The sequence below is a fragment of the Halomonas sp. QHL1 genome, from assembly GCF_001882345.1.
GTDB lineage: Bacteria > Pseudomonadota > Gammaproteobacteria > Pseudomonadales > Halomonadaceae > Vreelandella.
This window is the reverse complement of sequence record NZ_MINL01000001.1, coordinates 1,593,071-1,615,885: the sequence shown is the minus strand read 5'-3', so window position 1 is coordinate 1,615,885 and position 22,815 is coordinate 1,593,071. Positions and strand designations below refer to the sequence as shown.

Annotated in this window: 21 protein-coding genes and 5 tRNA genes; 13 read left to right on the top strand and 13 right to left on the bottom strand. The window is 54.6% G+C overall.

The window, feature by feature from the left end; translation table 11 throughout:
- The first annotated feature begins 276 nt into the window (after positions 1-276).
- The 4 genes from QHL1GM_RS07435 (at position 277) to QHL1GM_RS07420 (ending at position 4,712) form a co-directional block, all read left to right on the top strand.
- Complete coding sequence (locus tag QHL1GM_RS07435; RefSeq protein ID WP_254795272.1) at positions 277-1,398, top strand: ABC transporter substrate-binding protein; 1,122 nt, start codon at positions 277-279, stop codon at positions 1,396-1,398.
- A gap of 45 nt (positions 1,399-1,443) precedes the next feature.
- Positions 1,444-3,543 carry a methyl-accepting chemotaxis protein gene (locus tag QHL1GM_RS07430; protein WP_071693890.1) on the top strand — a complete coding sequence of 700 codons (2,100 nt, stop codon included), beginning with the start codon at positions 1,444-1,446 and terminating at the stop codon, positions 3,541-3,543.
- Positions 3,544-3,654: 111 nt separating this feature from the next.
- Positions 3,655-4,224: a DJ-1/PfpI family protein gene (locus QHL1GM_RS07425; RefSeq protein ID WP_071693889.1), complete on the top strand. Its 570-nt coding sequence runs from the start codon at positions 3,655-3,657 to the stop codon at positions 4,222-4,224.
- A 125-nt stretch (positions 4,225-4,349) separates the two neighbouring features.
- A complete protein-coding gene (locus tag QHL1GM_RS07420) occupies positions 4,350-4,712 on the top strand; it encodes a ribbon-helix-helix domain-containing protein (RefSeq protein WP_071693888.1) in 363 nt (120 codons plus the stop codon).
- 30 nt (positions 4,713-4,742) lie between these two features.
- Here the strand turns inward: QHL1GM_RS07420 and QHL1GM_RS07415 are convergent, their stop codons facing one another.
- Positions 4,743-5,510 carry a DUF1499 domain-containing protein gene (locus QHL1GM_RS07415; RefSeq protein WP_071693887.1) on the bottom strand — a complete coding sequence of 256 codons (768 nt, stop codon included), beginning with the start codon at positions 5,508-5,510 and terminating at the stop codon, positions 4,743-4,745.
- 111 nt (positions 5,511-5,621) lie between these two features.
- Here QHL1GM_RS07415 and QHL1GM_RS07410 point away from each other — a divergent pair, with 111 nt between their 5' ends.
- Positions 5,622-5,981 carry a hypothetical protein gene (locus tag QHL1GM_RS07410; RefSeq protein WP_071693886.1) on the top strand — a complete coding sequence of 120 codons (360 nt, stop codon included), beginning with the start codon at positions 5,622-5,624 and terminating at the stop codon, positions 5,979-5,981.
- Here QHL1GM_RS07410 and QHL1GM_RS07405 read toward each other — a convergent pair.
- Together QHL1GM_RS07405 and QHL1GM_RS07400 are read right to left on the bottom strand one after the other, a co-directional pair.
- Positions 5,978-6,211, bottom strand: coding sequence for a DUF3820 family protein (locus tag QHL1GM_RS07405; protein ID WP_071693885.1), 234 nt, complete (start codon positions 6,209-6,211; stop codon positions 5,978-5,980). The genes QHL1GM_RS07410 and QHL1GM_RS07405 overlap by 4 nt on opposite strands.
- A gap of 32 nt (positions 6,212-6,243) precedes the next feature.
- Positions 6,244-7,128, bottom strand: coding sequence for a LysR family transcriptional regulator (locus QHL1GM_RS07400; protein WP_071693884.1), 885 nt, complete (start codon positions 7,126-7,128; stop codon positions 6,244-6,246).
- A gap of 132 nt (positions 7,129-7,260) precedes the next feature.
- Between QHL1GM_RS07400 and QHL1GM_RS07395 the strand changes: the two genes are divergently transcribed.
- Complete coding sequence (locus tag QHL1GM_RS07395) at positions 7,261-7,686, top strand: VOC family protein (protein ID WP_071693883.1); 426 nt, start codon at positions 7,261-7,263, stop codon at positions 7,684-7,686.
- Positions 7,687-7,734: 48 nt separating this feature from the next.
- Here QHL1GM_RS07395 and QHL1GM_RS07390 read toward each other — a convergent pair whose 3' ends face one another.
- Positions 7,735-8,628, bottom strand: a complete 894-nt coding sequence (locus QHL1GM_RS07390; protein ID WP_071693882.1) for an AraC family transcriptional regulator — start codon at positions 8,626-8,628, stop codon at positions 7,735-7,737.
- 220 nt (positions 8,629-8,848) lie between these two features.
- Here QHL1GM_RS07390 and QHL1GM_RS07385 point away from each other — a divergent pair, with 220 nt between their 5' ends.
- On the top strand, positions 8,849-9,910 hold the full coding sequence (locus tag QHL1GM_RS07385; protein ID WP_071693881.1) for an NAD(P)-dependent alcohol dehydrogenase: 1,062 nt from the start codon (positions 8,849-8,851) through the stop codon (positions 9,908-9,910).
- A 129-nt stretch (positions 9,911-10,039) separates the two neighbouring features.
- Here QHL1GM_RS07385 and lnt read toward each other — a convergent pair whose 3' ends face one another.
- From lnt to miaB, 5 genes are all read right to left on the bottom strand, one after another.
- Positions 10,040-11,521 (bottom strand): apolipoprotein N-acyltransferase, encoded by a 1,482-nt coding sequence (gene lnt, locus QHL1GM_RS07380; protein ID WP_071693880.1) that lies wholly within the window; start codon positions 11,519-11,521, stop codon positions 10,040-10,042.
- Positions 11,522-11,584: 63 nt separating this feature from the next.
- Complete coding sequence (locus QHL1GM_RS07375; RefSeq protein WP_071693879.1) at positions 11,585-12,484, bottom strand: HlyC/CorC family transporter; 900 nt, start codon at positions 12,482-12,484, stop codon at positions 11,585-11,587.
- A 166-nt stretch (positions 12,485-12,650) separates the two neighbouring features.
- The gene (ybeY, locus tag QHL1GM_RS07370) at positions 12,651-13,157 is read right to left on the bottom strand and encodes an rRNA maturation RNase YbeY (protein ID WP_071693878.1); all 507 of its coding nucleotides are present in this window, start codon (positions 13,155-13,157) and stop codon (positions 12,651-12,653) included.
- Positions 13,154-14,233 (bottom strand): PhoH family protein, encoded by a 1,080-nt coding sequence (locus QHL1GM_RS07365; RefSeq protein WP_071693877.1) that lies wholly within the window; start codon positions 14,231-14,233, stop codon positions 13,154-13,156. The genes ybeY and QHL1GM_RS07365 overlap by 4 nt, the downstream gene beginning before the upstream one ends.
- A 217-nt stretch (positions 14,234-14,450) precedes the next feature.
- Positions 14,451-15,794 carry a tRNA (N6-isopentenyl adenosine(37)-C2)-methylthiotransferase MiaB gene (miaB, locus tag QHL1GM_RS07360; RefSeq protein ID WP_071693876.1) on the bottom strand — a complete coding sequence of 448 codons (1,344 nt, stop codon included), beginning with the start codon at positions 15,792-15,794 and terminating at the stop codon, positions 14,451-14,453.
- 198 nt (positions 15,795-15,992) lie between these two features.
- On the opposite strand from miaB, the gene QHL1GM_RS07355 reads away from it, so the two are divergent.
- The 5 genes from QHL1GM_RS07355 to QHL1GM_RS07335 all read left to right on the top strand — a co-directional run bounded on the left by QHL1GM_RS07355 (position 15,993) and on the right by QHL1GM_RS07335 (position 17,029).
- Positions 15,993-16,068 (top strand) — tRNA-Asn (locus tag QHL1GM_RS07355).
- 60 nt (positions 16,069-16,128) lie between these two features.
- Positions 16,129-16,204: transfer RNA gene (locus tag QHL1GM_RS07350), tRNA-Asn, on the top strand.
- Between the two features lie 84 nt (positions 16,205-16,288).
- Positions 16,289-16,364 (top strand) — tRNA-Asn (locus QHL1GM_RS07345).
- Between the two features lie 60 nt (positions 16,365-16,424).
- Positions 16,425-16,500: transfer RNA gene (locus QHL1GM_RS07340), tRNA-Asn, on the top strand.
- A gap of 163 nt (positions 16,501-16,663) precedes the next feature.
- The gene (locus QHL1GM_RS07335) at positions 16,664-17,029 is read left to right on the top strand and encodes a metalloregulator ArsR/SmtB family transcription factor (protein WP_071693875.1); all 366 of its coding nucleotides are present in this window, start codon (positions 16,664-16,666) and stop codon (positions 17,027-17,029) included.
- Between the two features lie 100 nt (positions 17,030-17,129).
- Here QHL1GM_RS07335 and QHL1GM_RS07330 read toward each other — a convergent pair whose 3' ends face one another.
- Positions 17,130-19,247, bottom strand: a complete 2,118-nt coding sequence (locus QHL1GM_RS07330; RefSeq protein ID WP_071693874.1) for a carboxy terminal-processing peptidase — start codon at positions 19,245-19,247, stop codon at positions 17,130-17,132.
- A 138-nt stretch (positions 19,248-19,385) separates the two neighbouring features.
- Here QHL1GM_RS07330 and QHL1GM_RS07325 point away from each other — a divergent pair, with 138 nt between their 5' ends.
- The gene (locus QHL1GM_RS07325; RefSeq protein ID WP_071693873.1) at positions 19,386-20,702 is read left to right on the top strand and encodes a M18 family aminopeptidase; all 1,317 of its coding nucleotides are present in this window, start codon (positions 19,386-19,388) and stop codon (positions 20,700-20,702) included.
- Between the two features lie 62 nt (positions 20,703-20,764).
- Here the strand turns inward: QHL1GM_RS07325 and QHL1GM_RS07320 are convergent.
- The 3 genes from QHL1GM_RS07320 to pth all read right to left on the bottom strand — a co-directional run bounded on the left by QHL1GM_RS07320 (position 20,765) and on the right by pth (position 22,701).
- Positions 20,765-20,841: transfer RNA gene (locus QHL1GM_RS07320), tRNA-Met, on the bottom strand.
- A 76-nt stretch (positions 20,842-20,917) separates the two neighbouring features.
- Positions 20,918-22,009, bottom strand: coding sequence for a redox-regulated ATPase YchF (gene ychF / locus QHL1GM_RS07315; protein ID WP_007113453.1), 1,092 nt, complete (start codon positions 22,007-22,009; stop codon positions 20,918-20,920).
- A gap of 98 nt (positions 22,010-22,107) precedes the next feature.
- Complete coding sequence (gene pth, locus QHL1GM_RS07310) at positions 22,108-22,701, bottom strand: aminoacyl-tRNA hydrolase (protein ID WP_071693872.1); 594 nt, start codon at positions 22,699-22,701, stop codon at positions 22,108-22,110.
- Positions 22,702-22,815 lie beyond the last annotated feature (114 nt).

Sequence of the window (22,815 nt, the reverse complement as noted above, 5' to 3'; positions counted from 1 at the left end):
TGTTACAAGCTAGGTAATAATTGTTACTTATTAATTAACGATAATTAATCTTTAGTCGTATATTCTCCTGCCGATAGTAATAAATATAGCTCGGTTATGTGGCGAAGGTGTAGTGGGCTCACTGCACACCTTCGCCCATGCGATTTACGTGGGGAAATGATCTAGCCAGTAAGGAGCAGATCAATGCAACGATTGGGAACCTTGTTGTTAAGAAAAAAATTATTAAAAAATAGCTTATCAAGAAAGTACTTATTAAAAATGGTTTTGTTGGCGGGGATGTTTGCTCCGCTACCAGCGCAGGCAGAACTGACCTTTGGAATGGTTGCTCCTTCCAGCGGTGGCGCTGCACCGCTAGGGCTGGGCATGCAGAAAGGTATCGAAACCTACTTTGCAGAAGTCAATGCGGCGGGAGGGGTTAATGGTGAAACGCTGGCCTTGATTGCGCGGGATGATCAGTACAAACCGCTACAAGCCGCCAGCAATACCCGAGAGCTTATTCAAGAAGATGAGGTGCTCGCGGCAATTGGCAACGTCGGCACCCCGACGGCTACCGTTACCATTCCCATTTATAACGAATATAAGACCCTCCTTTACGGGGCGTTTACTGGCGCAGGTGTGCTGCGCCGGTCACCGCCTGACCGCTATGTAATCAATTACCGAGCTAGCTACGTACAAGAAACCGCCGCAATGGTGGACGGGCTGTTGGAAGCAGGTGTTTTACCCGAAGAAATTGCCTTCTTTACCCAAAACGATAGCTTTGGCGATGCAGGATACAACGGCGCCACAAAAGCATTAACCGATCATGGTGTGGATAATGTTGCAGCGCTGGCCCATGGCCGCTTTACCCGTGGTACACGTAATATTCACCAGGGTTTAGCGAACATTCTGGAAGCACCGGTGACACCGCGCGCGGTTATCATTGTCGGTACCTACGGCCCCGCTGCGGATTTCATTCGTGAAGCGAAAAATGACCTTCCGGACGCGGTATTTCTGAATGTCTCCTTTGTGGGCAGCCAAGCGCTAATGGATGAACTCGGCGATCTGGCAGAAGGTGTCATTATTACTCAGGTAGTACCGCCGCTAAATGCCGACCTGCCTGCCGTTGAGTCCTATCGGCAAGCGCTGGCCACTCATGCCCGGGGTAGTGAACCTGACTTTATCTCCCTTGAAGGTTACCTAGCGGCAAAACTCTTTGTTGAGGGGGTAAAAGCGGCCGGCGCGAATCCAGATCGTGACGCTATTGTCGATGGACTACTCGGCTTGGGTTCGGTTGATATTGGCTTAGAAGAGCCGTTGAGCTTGGGGCCTAATGACCATCAAGCCAGCGATGCGGTGTGGCCCACCATTATCACAAACGGCCGTTTCGAGTCGGTGGAATGGGCAAGCCTTTTGCCCTAAAGCTTACGTTACCTGTCTGCCCCCTGACACAAGTGAAAACAGATAATGAAAAAAACCTTAAGTATTCGAACAATGTTGATCAGCCTGTTCTTGGCTGCGGTGCTGGGCGCCGTGGTGCTGGCGGCAACAGGTTGGACGACGAACCAGCGGCTAATCGACTCGCAGCGCTATATTACGGGTGAGGTGTTACCGCTTCAGGATGCCAGCCGGGGCATGGTGCTCACCATGGGTGCGTTTGGTCAACGCCATGCGGATTTGCTTGCCGCAGAGAGTGTGGCTGACCTCAATGAGGTCACGACCCAAACGGTATTAGATGAACGTTTTCGGGATGCACGGCAAGACCTCAGTGGAGTTGATCAAGCGGAAGGATTGAGTGATCTAGATAGCCATCATCAGACACTGCTAGAAGGCGATACGGCGCTGGAAGCAGTGCGTCGTGAAGAGCTGAGCCTACAAACGCAGATGGCCGAGCGGATTAGTGCTATGCAAGCGCTCATCTCTCAAGTGATGCTAAGTGCCGAAGATATTGCCGGGCGTGCGGCGTTAGCACAGGTTCGAAGTGACCGTGAACAGCGTGAGTTAATGGAAGCTTGGCGCGAAGATGGCATGACCACGCTGCCTACCCAGTTGCTGGACAATATGTTTGCCCCACAAGCGGATATTGGGCGCTTAAGCGGCAATACACGCATGGCGTTAGCGCAGTTGTCTGACCTTGGTCGCCAGATGATGCAAACGAATAGCGCCGATGCGCTGGTCAATTTGCGTCACAATGAAATTGCCCAGCAGGTGGGGCTTTCTCGCCAATCACTGGCGGCGATCGCAGAGGCGCCTAGCACCGAAGTAGAGCAGCGCGCGCTGATTAGTGAATTAGACGATGTCATCGTAGAGCTGGAAGGGCTGATGGTATCCGATGACAACGCTGTCTATGAGCTTCGTTTACAGCAACTGGCACTAAGCGCACAGGTGCAAGAGTCGCTTACCAATGTTGCCCAAGCCATGGCCCAGATGCGTGCGGAGCTAAGTGATGTTGAAGCGTATACCGTTGGTCAGGCGGATAGTGCCGCGACTCAAGCAGAGACATTAGCCAACGCTGGGCGCTCGTTACTGATTATGGTGACTCTGGTGGTTATCGCACTGCTGGCGATTTTTGGCTGGCGTACCATGGTGCGTGTACTGGGCCCGCTAGTGGCGATGCGTCACCAAATGGAAAATATCAGCGGCGCCGCAGGCGAAAATGCCGACCTTTCAAAGCGTCTTGAGCTTAAGCGCAACGATGAAGTGGGCCAAACCGCTCAAGCGTTTAATAACATGATGGATACCTTTGAAGGCATGGTGGCGCAGATTCGTGAAAGCGCCGAATCCATTGCGGTCAGCAGCCGGCAAATTGCGGCAGGTAATGAAAACCTCTCTCAGCGTACCGACCAGCAGGCGGCATCGTTGGCGGAAACGGCTTCCAGTCTTGAACAGATTACTGCCACGGTGAAACAAACCGCTGAGTACGCCGACCAGGCCAAAGACGCCAGCGGCAATGTTGACCAGCGCGCCCGCGCCGCTGGCGATGTTTCAACGCGCACGACGGCAGCAATGGGAGATATCCGCGAGGCGAGTGAAAAGATTACCTCTATCATTAAAGCCATTGACGATATTGCCTTTCAAACCAACTTGCTGGCGCTCAACGCATCTGTTGAAGCGGCGCGAGCGGGTGAACAGGGGCGTGGGTTTGCAGTGGTGGCGCAAGAAGTGCGCAAACTCGCCGGACGCAGCGCCGAAGAGGCGGCCCAAATTCGTCATTTGGTTGATGACAGTGTCGCCAAGGTGAGCGAGGGCGAGCAGCTTGTAAACGCCTCAAGCAAACACCTGCAGGAAATCATTGATAGCCTGGGTGAGGTGACGCGCTATGTTACTGAGATTGCAGGGGCGACCCATGAGCAATCCGCCGGTATTGACCAGATCAACCAGGCGATTTCGCAGTTGGATCAAGTGACGCACCAGAATGCGCAGCTGGTGCAAGAAGCGACCACCGCCAGCCATACGCTGGATGACCGTGCCGGGGATATGCATTCACTGGTGGGGCGCTTCCGTGTCAGCGACACGGCAGGGCAGCGACATCTCGACCTTCCACAGAAGGAGGAAGTTACTCAGTAGTAAGCAATTACTACCTGTAGCCGGAAAGCGCTTGCTAGTCTCAACTTACACGCCCCGCGTGTGCTCAAACACTCGATCAATAACCATAAGATAGATAAGAGGAGCACTGAGATGAGCAGCAAGCGCATTTTAATGATCACCGGCGATTTCACTGAAGACTATGAAACCATGGTGCCATTCCAGGCACTCATGGCCGTTGGCCACCGTGTCGATGCTATCTGCCCTGGGAAAGCCTCGGGTGACACCGTGGCGACCGCGATTCATGACTTCGAAGGTGATCAAACCTATTCCGAAAAGCCCGGCCACCGGTTTGCACTGAATGCCGATTTCGCCAGCACTAATCTCGCTGATTACGATGCATTGGTAGTGCCTGGCGGGCGCGCACCTGAATATCTTCGCTTGAACAAAGAGGTGCTAACCATGGTTCAGCACTTTTTTGAGACCAACAAACCCGTGGCTGCGATTTGTCACGGTGCTCAACTACTAGCCGCTGCAAAAGTGCTGGAAGGAAAGCAGTGCTCTGCTTACCCGGCCTGCCAGCCGGAAGTGGAGCTTGCGGGTGGTCACTTTGCCGACCTGGAAGTGACCGATGCAGTAACCGATGGCAACTTGGTTACCGCACCCGCATGGCCTGCCCACCCGGCCTGGCTTGCGCAGTTTATGGCGCTACTGAATAAGTGAGCCAGTCCGCGATAACCAAATGATATTTGCGCCCAGCTCCCGCTGGGCGCTCTTATTTGCTGCGCCAATAATTGCCGCTATGCTAAAAATTCGAGTGGATACGAATACGCCGAGAGACAATGCCCATGTGTAAACTGTTTATTCAAGCCGACCCTGAGCTGTGGCGCAGCGCGACACACTCGCTACGCATTGATGGCATGGTCACCAGTGTGCGAATGGAAAATTACTTCTGGCACATTCTGGAAGAGATTGCCCGGCGTGACGGAATGAATACGGCCCAGATGATTACCCGGCTTTATCACGAATCCATCGACGCCGGACACGATTTGGGTAACTTCACTTCTTTTTTGCGCGTTTGCGCCCTGCGTTATCAAGCGCTGCAATTGACCGGGGATATCCCCACCCAGCACCAAGTCCCAATCGCCACCTTGGACGCTGAGCAAATTTTAGCGCGTGAAGGCGGCCACAGTCGCGACCCATTGCATTAAAAGGGGGGAGTAAGGCGTTAGTAAGACGAGTCACTCAAGTCGCACTTCCAGCGCTGTTAAAAATTGCTCGATACGCGCTGCATTGGTGCCCACATCGCCGGCACCCAGACGTGACGCCGAGCGCATATCCACCTGCACACCGTTTTCAATCTCGGTTAAGCGGATGACCACATCATCCTCAAAGCCAAACCAGCGCGTGGTCGCGGTGGCTTCTAAGCGATTGTCGGTAATTCGGGCGATGCGCCAGCCAGCTTCTTCGGCCTCTGCTTGAGCGGCAGCCAGCACTGTTTGCGGGGCTTCGGCCAAGACCAGCGGTTTGATAAAAGGGTAGGCTGCTTGCTGCTGCTGAGCGGTGGCATCGCCTGGGTAGTCAACCGCGTTCGGCGCCGCTTCTCGTGCGTCAGCTAACGCTTCAAAGGCAGGTGGGTTTTGCGTATCGGTGGTGATGTCGTGGATAGCTGGCACTTGTTGGGCTTGCTGCCAATGCTGCCACGGTACGTAAAGCAGTGCTGCAGCGGCGACGATGACCAGCGTGGCTATTAAGGCTGGTGTAGAACGGCGAGTCAGCATGCTAAACAGTAGCGCGAAAATGCTCACCGCTATCGCCCCACCGGCGACATAGACGCCGTTGCGCAGTAAATCAAACGCCTCGCCGAGGCTGATAAATTCGCCACGGTAAGCAGGCCCTGCACCCGCCATCATCAGTGCCGCCGCCGCTATCAGCAGAATAGCTAAGCCGGCCAGCACGTTTGGCCAGCGGCCACCTCTAGGACGCGCCGTTGTTAGTCGCGTTACCATGTTCTCTCCTTATCACAGCGTATTTCGCTATTCTTAGCACAAGTACTGGTTAGCACAAACAATGCGTCAATGAGCAATGTGCACGTATTAAACCCTGACGATAGGATGTATATGACCGATAACGTAGTCGCTCTTCGCCAGCTACTGCTCAGCGCACCGCGTGAAACCATGCCAATGACCTATCAGCAGGTGGCTAGCGAACTATCGCTCGCGCCTCCGCGTACCATCGCCCAAGTCACCCAGGCGTTAGAGCAGTTAATGCGTGAAGACGCCGCACAGCAGAGGCCTTTTATCGCGGCACTGGTGGTCAGCCGCCGGGGCGATGGTTTACCCGCGGCTGGCTTCTTTGAGCTAGCCGTCGCCTTAGGCCACTTTCCTGCGGATACCGCGCAGCACGAAGCGGCATATCGCGCTGAGTTTCAGCGTGCCCTTAACGAGCGTGAGAACGCAGATAAAAACGAGCAGTCTTAAGTTTCGCCACGCTGGCTAGGCGTTTTTCGCAGCGGGTCAAGCAGTGGGCCAAGCCCATTGTGATCAATTTCGTGCATCAAATGCAGTAACTGGCCTATCTCGCTTGAAGGAAAACCTTCCCGGGCAAACCAGTTTAAATAGGGGCCAGGAAGATCCGCTATAAGGCGGCCTTCATATTTGCCAAAGGGCATGGTGCGCGTTACTAGTTTTTCCAGATCCTCTGGTTTCATGCATTTACTCCTTTGATATTCAACGAAACACCTTAGGCGCCATTATCAGGCTGCTGGGCTATTTCACCAATCAATTGGGCCAACCCCCGTGCGGGTTCGCTCAAGTGGCCGCTAGTGGGATGAATCAGCCCGATGTCGCGGTGAAAGGTGCGCTCGCCTAAATCAATCGCCCGCACTCCCGCTGGCCAGCGTTGCTGCGCAGTCGCCTGGGGCACCAGGGCAACGCCTACCCCTTTGGCGACCAGTTTAACGATGGCCTCCAGTTCATCGACTTCACATACTTCACGCACGTTGCAGTGGTTGTCGCGTAGGAAGCGATCGACCTGGCGTCCCCCAAAGGAGGCGCGGTCGTAGCGAACAAACGGCTGGCGGGCAATCAGCTCCCGCCACTGATCGCCCTCAATATGGCGCGGCACGATTAACCGAAATGGCTCGTGGGCAAGGGGCGTCCAACGCAAATCGCTGTGCAGTGAAAAGGGCGGGCGAATAATCAACGCCATATCCAGTTCACCAGCGTCGACTTGATTCACCAGCTCCATAGAAAGCCCCGGTACCACGCGGGTGTGGCATTCGCTATAGGTGCGATGAAAGCGAGCCAGGGCATCGGGCAGTAGCGAGCGCTGTATCGAAGCGATAGCCCCAATGTTGACCCGTTGAGTGGCTAGTTGGCCCGCTGTCGAAGCACCCAGCGTGCTGTAGAGGGTTAGCAGGGCATGGGCTTGCTTTAATGTTTCCTGCCCACGCTGGGTCAATATAGCGGCACGCCCTTTACGCTCAAACAGTTGGATACCCAACGCTTCCTCGAGTCGTTTCATTTGTGCGCTGACCGCCGCTTGAGTCAGGCCGATTTTGCTGCCCGCTGCGGCAAAGGTGCCTTCCTGTGCGACCGCAATCAGCGTTTTTAGCTCGCGGATCATTGATCAATCCTTTTTGTGAATCAGCTAAATAGTTATTGATTTTATTTTCCCATGCACCGTCCTAGGATGAATACACCGTGGCAACATAAAGTGCCATTTAACCCCCAAAAAATTAATAAACTGGAGACGACAATGAGCCTTTCACCCTTCCATTTGGCTATTCCTGTTTACGATGTAGCGTTGGCGCGTGCTTTTTATAACGATGTATTTGGCTTAGAAGAGGGACGCTCCAGCGAGCAGTGGGTCGACTTTAATTTCTTCGGCCATCAGCTAGTGATTCATGAACAACCCAAAACTCCCGGGCAAGAGAGTGCCCACACTAACCCGGTAGACGGGCACAACGTGCCGGTGCCGCACTTCGGTGTGATTTTAGAGTGGGATGAGTGGGAAGCCCTAGCCGAGCGTCTGAAAGCGCGCGATACCCAATTTGTGATCGAGCCTTATGTTCGCTTTAAAGGTGAAGTAGGTGAGCAGGCCACTATGTTTCTGCTCGACCCCTGCGGAAACGCCCTGGAGTTCAAGGCGTTTAAAGATATGAGCCAGGTTTTTGCCAAATAAATTTTGCAAAATAGACTTTGCCAAATAACCCCTATATTGAATCTCGTCTTAAGCGCGTAACGCCTGCTCTTGACGGCGATGCTGAAGCGGGGGCTCGCCAAAGTAGCGCTTATAGTCGCGGCTAAACTGAGGCACGCTGCGGTAACCCACCGCCGCAGCGGCCTGATTAACGTTGTGATTATCCTGCAGCAGCAACTGCTGCGCTTTGATTAAGCGCAGTCGCTTTAAGTACTGGGCCGGTGACGAGCGGGTGATTTGTTTGAAGTGCTGGTGAAACGTCGACGGACTCATATTGGCCTGCGCTGCCAACTGTTCCACGCTAAAGTCGTCGGCAAAATGGGTGTGAAGATTAGACAGCACCTGCACGATGCGTGAATAGTTGCCATGCCCGAGTACCAGCGCCCGTAAGGCGGGCCCCTGTTCTCCCTTTAGCGCTTCAAACACCACATCGCGAATGCGAGCCGTGCCCATGGTGCTGCACTCTACCGTTACATTTAGCGTGCGCGCCAAACGCAATACGGCCTCCTGCATGCCTTCTGTCATGGCCACCGAGGCCATGGGCAGTGGCGCCTGGGCATGCTGACCGGTATCGCCCATGGCCGTCACCATCTCGCTTAACAGCGCTGGATCCAAGCGTACCGATATACCCAGCAAAGGGGCTTCTGGTGAGCCGTAGGTTTCGCACTCAAAGGGCAGTGGCAGCGTTTGGACTAAATAGTGGCCGGGGTCGTAATAGATTTCGCGATCACCCAGATAACCCATCTTGCGCCCCTGGGCAATGATGGTCAGGCTCGGCTCATAGAGTAGCGGTGTGCGTATCTGGTGGCGGCTCAAACAGAGTAACGACACACCAGGTAGCGGTGTGTCATTGATGCCGTCGCCTTTAACCAGTGGCGCGATAACGGCAGCCAGCGCATTGCCAGCCTGAGCGGTGGAGGCCATGATGGTTTCTCTCGGGTTTCTAGTGGCTTTTGTATAATCATAACGATTTATGGCATTTTTTTGTTATTTTATTACGTGGTGTCGGAGTATTTGGCAAAAATGGCGTAGCTTCGTTCATCGCTATCACCACTGATTAGGCGAATACTGTTGGCATACCTCGCACGCGGGGAAATGTCTGCCGATTTATATGGCAGTCTTTTGCTGATAAGGAGTTTCACCGATGAGCCAAGCATTATCTTACGCCGCATTTGCTAACGATAAGCCCTTAGCACCATTTACTTTTGATCGTCGCCAGCCGCGCCCCGATGACGTCGCCATCGAAATTCTTTACTGCGGCGTCTGCCATAGCGACCTGCACTTTGCCCGCAATGACTGGGGCATGAGCCAGTACCCGGTAGTGCCGGGGCATGAGATTGTCGGCCGTGTGACCTCAGTGGGCGATAAAGTGTCGCGTTTTAAAGCCGGTGACCTGGTGGGTGTTGGCTGCATGGTGGATTCATGCCGTACCTGTAGCGCCTGTAAAGACGGCGTAGAGCAGTACTGCCTGGAAGGCTTTACCATGACTTACGGCGGCGAAGATCGTCAGGATGGCACCATGACCCAGGGTGGCTACTCCGACTCCATCGTAGTGAGCGAGCACTTTGTGCTACAGATGCCGGATGGTATTGATCTGGCCTCGGCGGCGCCGATTCTCTGCGCCGGTGTGACGACTTATTCGCCGCTCAAGCATCACGGCGTGGGCAAAGGCCATAAAGTCGGTGTGATCGGTATGGGTGGCTTAGGCCACATGGGCGTTAAACTGGCTAAAGCGCTGGGCGCTGAAGTCACAGTGTTCACCCGTTCCGACGCCAAGGTTGAAGAAGCGAAAAGTAACGGTGCTGACCACGTGGTGGTTTCAAGCGACCAAGCGCAGATGGATGCGGTGGCTGAAACCTTCGACTTCATGCTCGACACCGTGCCCGTACAGCACGATCTAAACCCTTACCTAACGTCGCTGAAGTATGATGGTACCCACATCATCGTTGGCTTGCTTGAGCCCATTGAGCCAGCCATTGAAGCCTTTAATCTGGTCTTTAAGCGTCGTGTTGTGGCCGGTTCGCTAATTGGTGGCATTGCAGAGACTGAAGAGCTGCTCAAGCTGTGCGCTGATCAAGGCATTACCTGTGATATCGAGATGCTGGATATCAACAACATTAACGAAGGCTTTGAGCGCATGGAAAAAGGCGACGTGCGCTATCGTTTCGTGATTGATATGGCGACGCTAAAAAACAGCGCAGCCTAAATAACGGATTGACTAGCTGCCTATCTAGCCACTTAGGTAGGCAGCTATCTTCAGTAAAACAAAACGGCTCGAGTCCTGCAGAGGACTCGGGCCGTTTTTCTAGCTAGCCGCTTTAGCGCCTATGGCATTTCAGCTTCGCGCTTGGCGTGTGGCTCTTGCTGCCACCACGCCGGGCAAGAGCAACAATCCTGCTAGCAACCAAGCTGGCCAGCTACCCAAACGGGTGAAAGGCGTTAAACCCTCCATGGCGTAAAACTCACCGGTGAGCGTGGTCGTCTCAAACTGCGGCGCGCGTTCAACAATGCGCCCATTGGAATCGATAATAGCGGTAATGCCATTGCTGGTGGCGCGAACCACATAGCGTCCATTCTCTAACGCGCGTAGGCGTGCCATCTGCAGGTGCTGGTGGGGGCCAATTGAGGCGCCAAACCAGGTGTCGTTAGACACCGTCATGATTACACCGCTATCTTGGGCACGGCGGGCCACTAGTTGCGGGTAAATAATCTCATAGCAGATCGCATTGCCAATATTAATCCCAGCGGCCTGCATCGGTGTTTGCTCATGCTCACCTTTGGTAAAGGTCGACATGGGCAGGTCAAAAAAATCAATCGCGCCGCGGAGTACACTCTCCAGCGGCAGGTACTCACCAAAAGGCACCAAGTGCTCTTTCTGGTAGCTGCCCTCTACGTCGCCCACGCCAATCACGCTATTGAAGTAGCGCTCCTGTTCGTCGCGCTGAACGATACCGGTGAGTAGGGCGACGTCGGGCGGTAGGTTTGCTTGCACCCGCTCCAGTACCGGCCGGGCCTGGGTCTCCATCATCGGCAGGGCGGTTTCCGGCCAGATGATCAGGTCAACCTCATCGGCGACTTCGCGGGTGAGTTCGCTATAGGTATTCGTCGCCGTGCGCTGCCCTTCGGGCGTCCACTTCAACAGCTGCGGCAGGTTGCCCTGTAGCAGGGCCACGCGCGTAGGCTCGTCGGCTGGGGTAGTCCACTGCTGGGGGAGTGCCAACGGAATTAACCAAATGGCCGCCAGTGGTGCAAGTGACCACCACTGACGGCGCAGCAGTAGTTCAGCGCCAAGCGCACCGCTCAGTGCGACTAGCAGCGAGAGCAGGTAGACGCCACCAACGGGCGCCCAGGAAGCCAGCGGCGAGTCGACGTAGCCAGAGCCCAGCAGTAGCCAGGGAAAGCCGGTAAACAGGTAGGTGCGCAGTACCTCGCCCAACACCCAGGCGCCCGCAAAGCTGATAAACGCGAGGCGGGCGGAGGTAAAGCGCCGGTAGAGCCAGAAAGTGCCAGCAAAAAACAGCGCCAGAATCGTCACGAACAGCATGGTTAGGAAAACGGCTAGCGGTACGCCGGTGTAGCCATAGTCGTGAATAGAGACATACACCCAGGAGGTGCCGCTGGCGAACAGTGCCACACCGTATAACCAGCCTTTTAGGGCCGCTTGGGCGGGGGTTAAGGCGTGCAGGCCCACATAAAGTAAGCCAATCGCCACCGGGCCCAGCCACCAAAGCTCAAAAGGGGAAGCCGTTAGGGTGGTGAAACCGCCCGCCACCAGGGCGGCAAGCAGCTGTAACAAAAACGCGGGGGGAAAACCCATAGCGATAACCTATCTACGGTAAAGTGCGAGGGAGTGGATAGCGAGCAGCGTGACAACCAGCGCCTAGTCGGGCTTGTTCTCCTGGTCATCATCCTCTTCGTCATCGCGACGCGTGTCGCGGTAGGCTTCGAGTAGACGAATGCGCCGAGTGTCGGCATTGAGAATTACAAACCGCCAGCCGCCTAGAATGGTGTGTTCACCGCGCCGCGGCAGATGGCCAAACTGCTGCATCACCAGGCCGCCAACGGTATCGAACTCATCGTCAGAGAACTCGGTGTCAAAGCGTTCGTTGAAGTCTTCGATAGGCGTCAGCGCACGAATGGCATAGCGGCCATTCTCTATTTCGCGGATATCGTCCTCTTCATCGGTATCGTGCTCATCTTCGATGTCGCCGACGATCTGCTCAAGAATATCTTCGATGGTGATGATGCCCGCGGTGCCGCCGTATTCATCCACCACCACCGCCATATGATTGTGGGTATCCCGAAACTCTTTAAGCAGGCTGTTAAGGCGTTTGGATTCAGGGATAAACATCGCCGGGCGCAAAATGTCATCTAGCTTGAACGCATCGCGCTGGGCCTGGGTCTGGGAGAGCAGAGGGAGTAAATCTTTTACCAGAAGAATGCCTTTTACGTCATCCAGGTTTTCCCCAATCACCGGGTAGCGGGAGTGGCCGGTTTCCTGGATCAGCGGTAGATAGCCGTCGCTGGTTTGATCCAGGGCGATGGCTGAGACCTGGGAGCGGGGTATCAGCACTTCACGAACCTGCTGATCGCTGATCTCAAGCGCGCCTTCGATGATCATAATGGCGTCTTGATCCAGCTTTAACTTCCCTGCGGTATGGCGTAAAAACGTCATCAGCTCATCGCGTGAGCTGGGTTCGTCATTGTCTCCGGAAAGGGCGCCAAAGATTTTCTCGAGCCAGGATTTTTGATTGGGGTTGCTCGATCGGTCTTCGCTCATGCGTCAATTCTCTCGTTTGCGGGCAGACAGTTGCTATCTCGTTTACGACATCGTTATGTAAACTATGTCGTCAGGTAGCTGTTTTATCACTGAAACGGGGGATAGTACCAGATTAGTTGTTACGTGATTTAACGCATCCGCTATCAAATAATAAAGACGTAAACGCTTAGATGTGATCGCCATTGGGCGCGTGGGTGTCGTCAGCATAGGGGTCAGGAATATTCAGCTCGGCCAACAGTTCACGCTCAAACTGCTCCATCTCCTCTGCCTCGTGATCATCAATATGATCGTAGCCCATTAAATGCAGGATGCCATGAATGACCATATGGGCGTAGTGGTGCTCAATCGGCTTGCCTTGCTCGCTGGCTTCTTTGGCCACTACGGCATGGCAAATCACCAGGTCGCCGAGTAACGGCAAATCAACCCCCGGCGGGCTCTCAAAGGGGAATGACAGCACGTTGGTGGTTTTGTCTTTGCCGCGGTAGTCACGGTTGAGCGTTTGGCTTTCGAGCTCGTCCACAAAGCGAATAGTCACTTCAAGGCGCTGATCGTCAGGGTGGTGGGCAAACACACAGCTCACCCAATGGGTGAGCTGTGCCAGGCTGGGTAACAGTGGTTCGTCAATCGCCGCCTGACGATCAACGATGCATCCGTTCTCTGTAGCTTCATTCATCGCGAGCTATCCCAGGAGCCTTCACGCGCCTGCATGCGTGCGTCACGCTCTTGCTGGCGCACCTCGCGGCGGGCACGCTCTTCCACTTCCTGCTGGGACTCGAACATATCGTAGGCTTCGATAATGCGCTGAACCAGCGGGTGGCGTACCACATCCTTGGCAGCAAAGTGGGTGACGCCGATGCCTTGAGTGTCTTTCAACACGTCAAGCACCTGAATCAGCCCCGAACGCTGGCCTTTGGGCAGGTCGACCTGGGTCACGTCGCCGGTAATGACGGCGGTAGAGCCAAAGCCAATCCGGGTCAGGAACATTTTCATCTGCTCCGGGGTTGTGTTCTGGCTCTCATCGAGAATGATGTAGGAGTTATTGAGCGTACGGCCGCGCATATAGGCCAGCGGGGCAATCTCAATTACCTGACGCTCAATCAGTTTTGCTACCTGCTCAAAGCCGATCATCTCGTAAAGGGCATCGTATAGCGGGCGCAGGTAGGGATCGATTTTCTGGGCCAGGTCGCCGGGCAAGAAGCCAAGCTTTTCACCCGCTTCAACCGCCGGGCGTACGAGCAAAATGCGGCGTACTTCCTGTTGGTTGAGTGCCTCAACCGCGGCGGCAACGGCAAGATAGGTTTTACCGGTACCTGCAGGCCCAATGCCGAAGTTGATATCGTGCTCGCGGATACTTGAAACGTAGCGCTGCTGGTTAAGCCCGCGCGGTTTGATCATGGTGCGCGGGGTGCGCATGATCACTTCATCGCTGCTGCCGGTGCCGTCCTCTTCTTCTTCCAGCGCTTCAAGCCCGGACTCTTGCAGGAACAGGTGCACGGTGTCGGCGTCAAGTTCGCTTGCCGCTGTCTCGCGATAAAGGTGTTCCAACACGTTTGCCGCTGCCTTAATGCGGTTGGCTGGGCCCGCCAGTTGGAACACATTGCCCCGGTTGCGCAGCGTCACATCTAGGCGGCTTTCAATCAGCTTCAAATGCTCGTCCTGCTGGCCGCAAAGGCTAGCAAGGCGCTGCGGATCATTGGGTTCAAGGCTTAAGGTGATGATGCGATTGGCCTGAGGTGTTGGCTGGCTCAAGAGTGGGGAACCCCTCGTTAGTGTGTGTATCGTTCAGCTTACTGCCCCACCAGAAGCGGGGCAATGATCTGTGATAAGTGAAAGTACATCACGGTACCAAGAGCAGGTTTCCGCGAGGGCGCTGTGAACCCGTCCTTGGGCGCTACTTTTGCCATCCCTGGCAAAAGACCCTCGCTTCAACCTGCCCTTGCACTCGTTATCGGACATTTATAAATGATCAATAGCGCTCGGGCGAGGCAAGTTCACCGCGTAGCGAATTGGGAAATGCCTCGGTGATTTCCACATCGACAAAGTAGCCGATTAGCTCGGTGGGGTTGGCAGCGCGGAAGTTAACCACGCGGTTGTTCTCGGTACGCCCAGAGAGCTGGCCGGGGTCGCGGGGCGAAAAGCCGTTAACCAGCACGCGCTGCGTGCTGCCAACCATGCGGCGGCTAATTTGCGCGGTTTGCTGAATGATCCGCTCCTGCAGAATCGCCAATCGCTGCTTTTTGACGCTTTCTGGCGTCTCATCCGGCAGGCCAGAAGCTGGGGTGCCTGGGCGTGCGGAATAAACGAAGCTAAACGAATGATCGAAGCCGATTTGATGAATTAAGTTCATCGTCGCTTCAAAATCTTCTTCTGTTTCGCCGGGGAAACCGATGATGAAGTCAGAAGAGAAGCTGATATCCGGGCGATTGGCGCGGATACGCTCCATCTTCTCGATGTATTCGGCCGCCGTATGCCCACGCTTCATGGCGTTAAGAATGCGGTCTGAACCCGACTGTACCGGCAGGTGCAGGTGGCTTACCAGCTCTGGAATATCGGCAAAGGCGTCGACCAGGCTGTCGGTAAACTCCACCGGGTGCGAGGTGGTAAAGCGGACCCGGTCAATCCCGTCCACCGCCGCCACGCAGGCTATCAGTTCGGCCAAGTCGATTTCATCGCCCAGCTGGTTTTCACCACGGTAGGCGTTGACGTTCTGGCCCAGAAGATTGATCTCACGCACGCCCTGGTCGGAAAGATGGATAATTTCATCCATCACTGCCTCAAAGGGGCGCGAGACCTCTTCACCGCGGGTGTAAGGCACCACGCAGAAGGTGCAGTACTTTGAGCAGCCTTCCATGATCGACACAAACGCCGTCGCGCCGTCGGAGGAGGGCTTGGGCAGGTGGTCGAACTTTTCGATCTCGGGAAAAGTGACATCCACTGCCGCAATCTGGTTATTGCCACGGGCATCCAGCATTGAGGGTACGCGGTGCAGGGTTTGAGGCCCGAACACCATGTCCACGTGGGGCGCGCGCTTGCGAATCGCTTCGCCTTCCTGGCTCGCCACGCAGCCACCCACGCCAATCACCAGGTTGGGATTGGCGTCTTTAAGTTTTTTCCAGCGTCCCAGCTGATGAAAAACTTTCTCCTGCGCTTTTTCGCGAATGGAGCAGGTGTTTAACAGAATGACATCGGCTTCACGCTCATTATCAGTGAGTTCGAGCTGGTGAGATTCGCCGAGCAGATCCGCCATGCGGGAGGAGTCGTACTCGTTCATTTGGCAGCCGTGCGTTTTGATGAAGAGCTTCTTCGCCATCGGTACCTGTCATCTATGAGTCGTCGGGGGACGAGGATGAATGGAGTGTTGTCGTGCGGTCGACAGTTACTGTTGCCGAGCCGCTATCATAAGTAGGCGCATTATACGGATACAGGAATCCAGCGGCTAGCGTTCATCCATAATCGATACTTGACCCTAAAATTTCTATGGGTATACTACGCACCGTGTTTGAGCAGTTCCTCGATAGCTCAGTTGGTAGAGCAAATGACTGTTAATCATTGGGTCGCAGGTTCGAGTCCTGCTCGAGGAGCCAATCACTTGCTGAAGGTTATTGGCAATTTGGTTTCGCTTAAAACACCACAACTTATAACGTTCCTCGATAGCGCAGTTGGTAGAGCAAATGACTGTTAATCATTGGGTCGCAGGTTCGAGTCCTGCTCGAGGAGCCAAGTTGTACTGCTGCTAGTATCTATTTAACTGCCTATTTACAGCACGCCACTTTGCTCGGTACGTTGTCTTAGGTAGCGCATTATTCCTCGATAGCTCAGTTGGTAGAGCAAATGACTGTTAATCATTGGGTCGCAGGTTCGAGTCCTGCTCGAGGAGCCAATCACTTGCTGAAGGTTATTGGCAATTTGGTTTCGCTTAAAACACCACAACTTATAACGTTCCTCGATAGCTCAGTTGGTAGAGCAAATGACTGTTAATCATTGGGTCGCAGGTTCGAGTCCTGCTCGAGGAGCCATTTAATTACCCTTTTTTTTCCAGTCTTCATTATTTTCTTGTCACCCATCGTCTAATGGCGTCCGGGCGTTTTGTCGTGTCTGGGTGTTGCGCATTCGAACAGTGCTTACCGTCAGCGACTGTTGTGGCGTAAACTACCTATAGTCAATCAGTTTGGGAAGTTTATGGTGGGCGAAGTGAATGCACCGCAAGCCTTGCAGGTGTTTAAATGTTTAAGCGATGAAACGCGTTTGATGCTGGTGCTTCTGGTAGCTCAAGAGCAGGAGCTGTGTGTATGCGAGATGACCCATGCGCTGCAAGAGTCGCAGCCTAAAGTGTCGCGCCATTTGGCCCAGCTCCGCCAGTGTGGGCTGCTTAGTGATCAGCGCGAAGGGCAGTGGGTCTATTACCGGCTTGCCCCACAACTACCTGCCTGGGCGCTTGAGATAATTCGTGCGGGTAGCCAGGGCAGTGCCGCTCAGCTAGTAGCGCTCACTCAGCGCTTAACTAAAATGGGTGATCGGCCGACTCGTCTTGCCGCGCTGTGTTGAAGGGCTATTTTTCAAGACCGCTTGGAAGGATTAGGTTGAAGCTAAAACTAGAACGCCGCCCCTTGTGAAGGAGGCGGCGTTTTTGTGAACTCAACGTAATTTAGCGCTTAGCAGCTAGCCGATGAGAGTCTTTCAGGTGGGTGTAGTCGAGTAGAATTTCAGCCGATTCGAGCACATAGGCACGATCAACGGCCAGTGCTTCATCCTCTTCACTTTCGCTGTTTTGCGAGGCCTCGGTATCACCGGTCTCTTCAGTTACCCCCTCTGTGACGTCAGTTCGGGCGTCCATCCACTCATCCAGCTCATCAAGGCCTAGCGCACGGCGGCGTTGGTTTTCCAGCGAGAGCTGCTCAGCTTCCTGGGCTTCCATTTCGCGCTTACGTTGCTCGCGATTTAAGCTTACGCTGGTGTGCTGCTCGCGTAACTGGCGAGCCAGCGCCGACTGGCGCTCTAAATAGCGGAAGTTGGCGTTGTCCTGGGCGCGGGTATCGTGCTGGGCAATGAGTTTGTCCAGCATGGTTTCTGGTTCACCATAGCGGCGATACTGTACGTTCTGAACGGTGTCCCAGGCCAGCGCATTATCCAGGCTGCTTTCACCGATACGTTCGGGATCAATCAGGCTGGGGAAGTCGATATCCGGCTCAACACCGCGGTTCTGCGTGCTATCGCCGGAAATGCGGTAGAACTTGGCGCGGGTTAGCTTAATCTGCCCATGGCTTAGCTCGTTAAGCGTCTGCACGGTGCCTTTGCCGAACGTCGGCGTGCCGAGTACTAAACCGCGACCATAATCCTGAATCGCGCCGGCAAAGATCTCAGAGGCCGAGGCGGAGAGGCGATTCACCAGTACCCCTAGCGGGCCGTCATAGAGTGTGCCTGCTTCGCTGTCTCCATAAAGCTGAATACGCCCCTGGGCATCGCGCACCTGGACGGTGGGGCCACGGTCAATAAACAGGCCGATGAGGGAGTTGGCTTCCTGAAGAGCGCCGCCGCCGTTGTTGCGCAGATCAAGCACGATACCTTCCACGCCCTCTTCTTTAAGGCGTTCAACTTCTTTGGCGACATCGCGCGTAGTGCTGCGATACTCCTCTTCACCGGCTTGCCAGGCATCAAAATCGACGTAGAAAGTAGGGATGTTAATCACCCCTAGGCGGTGAGGCTCGCCATCTCGCTCAACGTTAATGATTTCACTGCTGGCAGCTTGATCTTCAAGGCTGACGGTATCACGGGTGATCTGAACAGTTTGTGAGCGGGTCATATCGACCGCTTGTGCAGGCACCACATCGAGGCGGACGACAGAGCCTTTGGGGCCACGAATCAGATCCACCACGTTATCCAAGCGCATGCCGACCACATTGACCATCTCGCCTTCTTCCTGGCCGACGGCGATGATCCGGTCCGCGGGTTCCAGTACGCCAGCGCGGTCTGCCGGGCCGCCGGGTACTAAGCTTGAGACTTTAACGTACTCACCGTCCGACTGAAGTAAGGCGCCAATGCCCTCAAGAGAGAGGCTCATTTGGATATCGAAGGATTCGCCCTGGCGGGGGGAGAGATAGCCAGTGTGTGGGTCGATGCTGCTGGTGACTGCCGCCATCAGTACCCCAAACACGTCTTCGGGTTCGGTTTGCTCCAACCGCGTCAGCTGGCCTTCATAGCGCTGGCGCAGATTGGTTTCGATCTGTTCATTATCCTGATCGGTTAGGGCGAGCGTTAAGGCGTCGTTTTTGAGCCGTTTGCGCCATAACTCGTCTAGCTCACTTTGCCGAGATGCCCAGGGCGCCTCTTCGCGATCAATTTCTAAGCGCTCATTGCTATCAAATTCAAAATTGAGCCCTTCATCAAGCTGTGCAAGCAGCGACTCAAGGCGCGCGCGCTGGCGGTCACTGAAGGTGTTGTAGAGGCTAAATGCATCATCCAGGTCGCCATTGAAAAGGGCGTCTGCCATGCCTGTCTCTAAGTGGCGATAGGGTTCGATGTCACTGCGTAGCAGGTAGGCGCGCTGGCCGTCAATAATGTCCAAGTAGCGTTGGAAAGCATCCTGCGACCACGCTTCATCAAAAGTAATATCAGCATAGTGGCCGTAACGGAGCGAGTCCGCAATTTCCACTGCCGCCTGGCGTTGTTCGTTGGTCGGCTCAAGTTGCGCGAAGGCGGCTGGGCTGGTAACAACCAGCATGACAGCCAGGGCGACCGAACGCGAAAGCGTTGCAAACAAGCTCATCAGTCAAGCTCTCCCGGATTTGTGTACACTCATTCTTCCCTAGACCCGCATGTGACCCATGAGTTGCGTAGGTCGAAGGAGTATTGTAGCAGGTCACCTGCGCTATGAGACTCAATCATTACAGTTATGAGGATTTCCATGTCCGAGACTTTCAACGCTGATCGTTTAACGCGCCTATGCGATTTTCTGCGCCAATCACCGACCCCGTGGCATGCGGCAGGCAATATGGCTTCGCGGTTGGAGCAAGCCGGTTTTCAGCGGCTGGAAGAGAAGGCCAATTGGCAGCTTACACCGGGCAAGCGCTACTACGTTACCCGTAATGACTCAGCGATTATTGCTTTTCAGCTACCTGAGTCTGAATTAACGGCGCTGCGTATGATCGGTGCCCACACCGATAGCCCGGGGCTGCATCTAAAGCCTAACGCCACGCAGTGCTCCGCAGGATGGCTACAGTTAGGCGTGCAGGTTTATGGTGGTGTGTTGTTAGCGCCGTGGTTTGACCGTGACCTGGGACTGGCAGGACGCGTACATGTGCGCCATGCCGATGGTCGCTTAGAAAGCGTATTGCTCAATATCGACCGGGCTATTGCCATGGTGCCGAGCCTGGCGATTCACCTTGATCGTGACGTGAACAGTGGCCGCCCGATTAACCCGCAGACGCAAATGGCACCGGTTTTAATGCAGAGCGAGTCGGCGACGCTAGGCGAGCTGGTGGCGCAATGGTTAGAAGAGCAGCATGGCATGCGTGCTGTGGAAGTGGTTGATTTTGAATTAGGTTTTTACGATGTTCAGCCCCCATCGCTGGTGGGTGTTAAGAAAGAGCTAGTGGCGAGTGCCCGGTTGGATAACCTGCTCTCTTGCTTCATCGGTTTAGAAGCGCTCTTGGATTGCGATGGCAGCCAGGGCGCTTTACTGGTGGCTAACGATCACGAGGAGGTCGGCAGTGCCAGTGCCTGTGGCGCTCAAGGCCCGTTCTTGGCGGATGTGCTAAAGCGTATTAATGCCCAAGTGGGTAAGGGGAGAGAAAAGCGAAGCGATGAGTCGTTGATTCAACTGATTCAATCGTCACTGATGATCTCTTGCGATAACGCCCACGCGCTGCATCCTAACTTTCGCGACAAGCACGATGAGCGTCACGGCCCAGCGATTAACGGCGGCCCGGTCATCAAGGTGAATTCCAGCCAGCGCTATGCCACCAATAGTGTTACCGGCGCGCTGTTTCGCGATGTATGTCGCGAGGCGGACGTACCCGTGCAGTCGTTTGTTACCCGGGCTGATATGGGCTGTGGAAGTACGATTGGACCGATTACCGCCACCGAGTTGGGCGTGCCCACCATTGATGTGGGTGTTCCCCAGTGGGCAATGCATTCGATTCGGGAGACTGCGGGTAGTAAAGATGTGGAGTATCTAACCCGCGCGCTGGTGGGATTCTTAAACCGTGCAAAGCTAAGCTAATTCGTCAGTTGCACGTAAACAAAAAGCCCGCTGACAGAGTCAGCGGGCTTTTGGCATTCATTTGGTGGCTACGCCCTGATTTGAACAGGGGACCCCATCATTATGAGTGATGTGCTCTAACCAGCTGAGCTACGTAGCCTTTCAACGGGGGCGAATGATACTGATAATTTCGCCTTAAGTCAATGTTTTATTGCCGATCAAATGGGTGTTGGCAGTTACACATTAAAGCGGAAGTGCACCACATCGCCATCTTTGACAATGTACTCTTTGCCTTCCAAACGCCACTTGCCGGCGTCTTTAGCACCCTGCTCGCCGCCTAACGAGACGAAATCGTCATAGGCGACCACTTCGGCCCGAATAAAGCCTTTTTGAAAATCGGTGTGAATCACGCCAGCGGCTTCTGGGGCTGTGGCACCCTCTTTCACTGTCCAGGCGCGAACTTCTTTAACACCGGCAGTGAAGTAAGTTTGTAGACCCAGCAGTGAGTAGCCTGCGCGAATTACGCGATCAAGGCCCGGCTCATCCATGCCCATCTCGCTTAAGAACATCGAGCGCTCTTCGTCATCCAGCTCGGCAATTTCGGCTTCCAGCTGGTTACACACGGGCACCACCAGCGCACCTTCCTCCGCGGCTATTTCATTAACAATATCCAGGTAGGGATTGTTCTCGAAACCGTCTTCATTGACGTTAGCGATGTACATGGTTGGCTTCAGGGTCAAAAAACCGAAGCTTTTCACTTGGCGCTGCTCTTCTTCGCTCAAGCCAAAGCTGCGAAGCGGTAAGCCTTCCGCAACGTGGGGCTGGATACGATCAAGAATCGCCTTGGTGGCAATAGCGTCTTTATCACCGCCTTTCACCGAGCGAACCAAGCGCTGGCTGGCTTTTTCGACAGTATCCAGATCGGCTAGCGCTAACTCTAGGTTGATCGTTTCGATATCGGCGCGGGGATCGACTTGGTTGGCTACGTGGATAACGTTGTCGTTATCGAAGCAGCGCACCACATGGGCAATTGCCTGGGTTTCACGAATATTGGCCAGGAATTTATTGCCCAAGCCCTCGCCTTTGGAGGCCCCGGCGACCAAGCCAGCAATGTCGACGAACTCCATGGTGGTCGGCAGTACTTTTTGCGGCTTGACGATCTCGGCGAGCTTATCAAGACGTGGGTCCGGCATTGGGACAATACCCACGTTCGGCTCAATAGTGCAGAAGGGGAAATTTTCTGCATCGATGCCTGACTTCGTCAGTGCATTGAATAGTGTGGACTTGCCGACGTTAGGCAGGCCGACGATGCCGCAATTGAAACCCATAAAATGTTCCTGAGAATAAGGTGGTAGGGCGTAAAAGTAATCGCCATTCTACGAGATGCGCTAGCTGTCAGCCACCGGCGACAATAGCCAGCTTTGGACTAAGTTAATTCTGACTTAAGGCTGTGTAACTGGTTCATGGCTTTGGCCCAGTCACCTGCAAGCGCTAGCGGAAGTGTGGCGATACACTCATCCAGGGCGCGAACAATGGCTTCGTGTTCGGCTTTGCCGGGCCGCCCCAGTACATAATTAGTAACCTGACGAGCCTCACCGGGGTGGCCAATGCCAATCCGTACTCGGTGAAACTGCTTCTGACCGCCTAATGCACTGATAATATCGCGCAGGCCGTTGTGACCACCGTGCCCGCCGCCAGTTTTGTAGCGTGCTTGGCCGGGGGGAAGGTCGAGTTCGTCGTGGGCGACCAGTAGATTTTCAGGGGCAAGTTTGAAGAACTGGCTTAGTGCTGCCACCGCGGCACCGCTTCGATTCATAAAGGTGGCGGGGTTGAGTAGGTGCAGTTCATGGTCGCCTAGGCGCACCTTGGCGTAGTGGCCGAAAAATTTCTTTTCAGGGCGCAACTCTGCATGGGCGCTCTGCGCAATAGCGTCTACCAGCCAGAAACCGGCATTATGGCGCGTGGCGTCATACTCCGCTCCGGGGTTTCCTAATCCAATAATGGCTGTTACCTGACTCATCTTCCCACCTCATGCAAAATATCCAGAAGACCAAAGCTATCCAGAAGACATGGTTGACGCCGCGCCAACGACGGCCCTAAAAAAAATCAAGCGCCGGGGCGCTTGATTCTAACA

Bases quoted from the DNA above. Each gene is read 5' to 3' on its own strand.
- miaB (WP_071693876.1), bottom strand. From the start codon at position 15,794: ATGGCGAAGAAGCTCTTCATCAAAACGCACGGCTGCCAAATGAACGAG.
- QHL1GM_RS07330 (WP_071693874.1), bottom strand. From the start codon at position 19,247: ATGAGCTTGTTTGCAACGCTTTCGCGTTCGGTCGCCCTGGCTGTCATG.
- QHL1GM_RS07435 (WP_254795272.1), top strand. From the start codon at position 277: ATGTTTGCTCCGCTACCAGCGCAGGCAGAACTGACCTTTGGAATGGTT.
- pth (WP_071693872.1), bottom strand. From the start codon at position 22,701: ATGAGTCAGGTAACAGCCATTATTGGATTAGGAAACCCCGGAGCGGAG.
- QHL1GM_RS07385 (WP_071693881.1), top strand. From the start codon at position 8,849: ATGAGCCAAGCATTATCTTACGCCGCATTTGCTAACGATAAGCCCTTA.
- QHL1GM_RS07415 (WP_071693887.1), bottom strand. From the start codon at position 5,510: ATGGTAACGCGACTAACAACGGCGCGTCCTAGAGGTGGCCGCTGGCCA.
- ybeY (WP_071693878.1), bottom strand. From the start codon at position 13,157: ATGAATGAAGCTACAGAGAACGGATGCATCGTTGATCGTCAGGCGGCG.
- QHL1GM_RS07335 (WP_071693875.1), top strand. From the start codon at position 16,664: ATGGTGGGCGAAGTGAATGCACCGCAAGCCTTGCAGGTGTTTAAATGT.
- QHL1GM_RS07420 (WP_071693888.1), top strand. From the start codon at position 4,350: ATGTGTAAACTGTTTATTCAAGCCGACCCTGAGCTGTGGCGCAGCGCG.
- QHL1GM_RS07395 (WP_071693883.1), top strand. From the start codon at position 7,261: ATGAGCCTTTCACCCTTCCATTTGGCTATTCCTGTTTACGATGTAGCG.
- ychF (WP_007113453.1), bottom strand. From the start codon at position 22,009: ATGGGTTTCAATTGCGGCATCGTCGGCCTGCCTAACGTCGGCAAGTCC.
- QHL1GM_RS07425 (WP_071693889.1), top strand. From the start codon at position 3,655: ATGAGCAGCAAGCGCATTTTAATGATCACCGGCGATTTCACTGAAGAC.
- QHL1GM_RS07375 (WP_071693879.1), bottom strand. From the start codon at position 12,484: ATGAGCGAAGACCGATCGAGCAACCCCAATCAAAAATCCTGGCTCGAG.
- QHL1GM_RS07430 (WP_071693890.1), top strand. From the start codon at position 1,444: ATGAAAAAAACCTTAAGTATTCGAACAATGTTGATCAGCCTGTTCTTG.
- QHL1GM_RS07410 (WP_071693886.1), top strand. From the start codon at position 5,622: ATGACCGATAACGTAGTCGCTCTTCGCCAGCTACTGCTCAGCGCACCG.
- QHL1GM_RS07390 (WP_071693882.1), bottom strand. From the start codon at position 8,628: ATGGCCTCCACCGCTCAGGCTGGCAATGCGCTGGCTGCCGTTATCGCG.
- QHL1GM_RS07405 (WP_071693885.1), bottom strand. From the start codon at position 6,211: ATGAAACCAGAGGATCTGGAAAAACTAGTAACGCGCACCATGCCCTTT.
- QHL1GM_RS07400 (WP_071693884.1), bottom strand. From the start codon at position 7,128: ATGATCCGCGAGCTAAAAACGCTGATTGCGGTCGCACAGGAAGGCACC.
- QHL1GM_RS07325 (WP_071693873.1), top strand. From the start codon at position 19,386: ATGTCCGAGACTTTCAACGCTGATCGTTTAACGCGCCTATGCGATTTT.
- lnt (WP_071693880.1), bottom strand. From the start codon at position 11,521: ATGGGTTTTCCCCCCGCGTTTTTGTTACAGCTGCTTGCCGCCCTGGTG.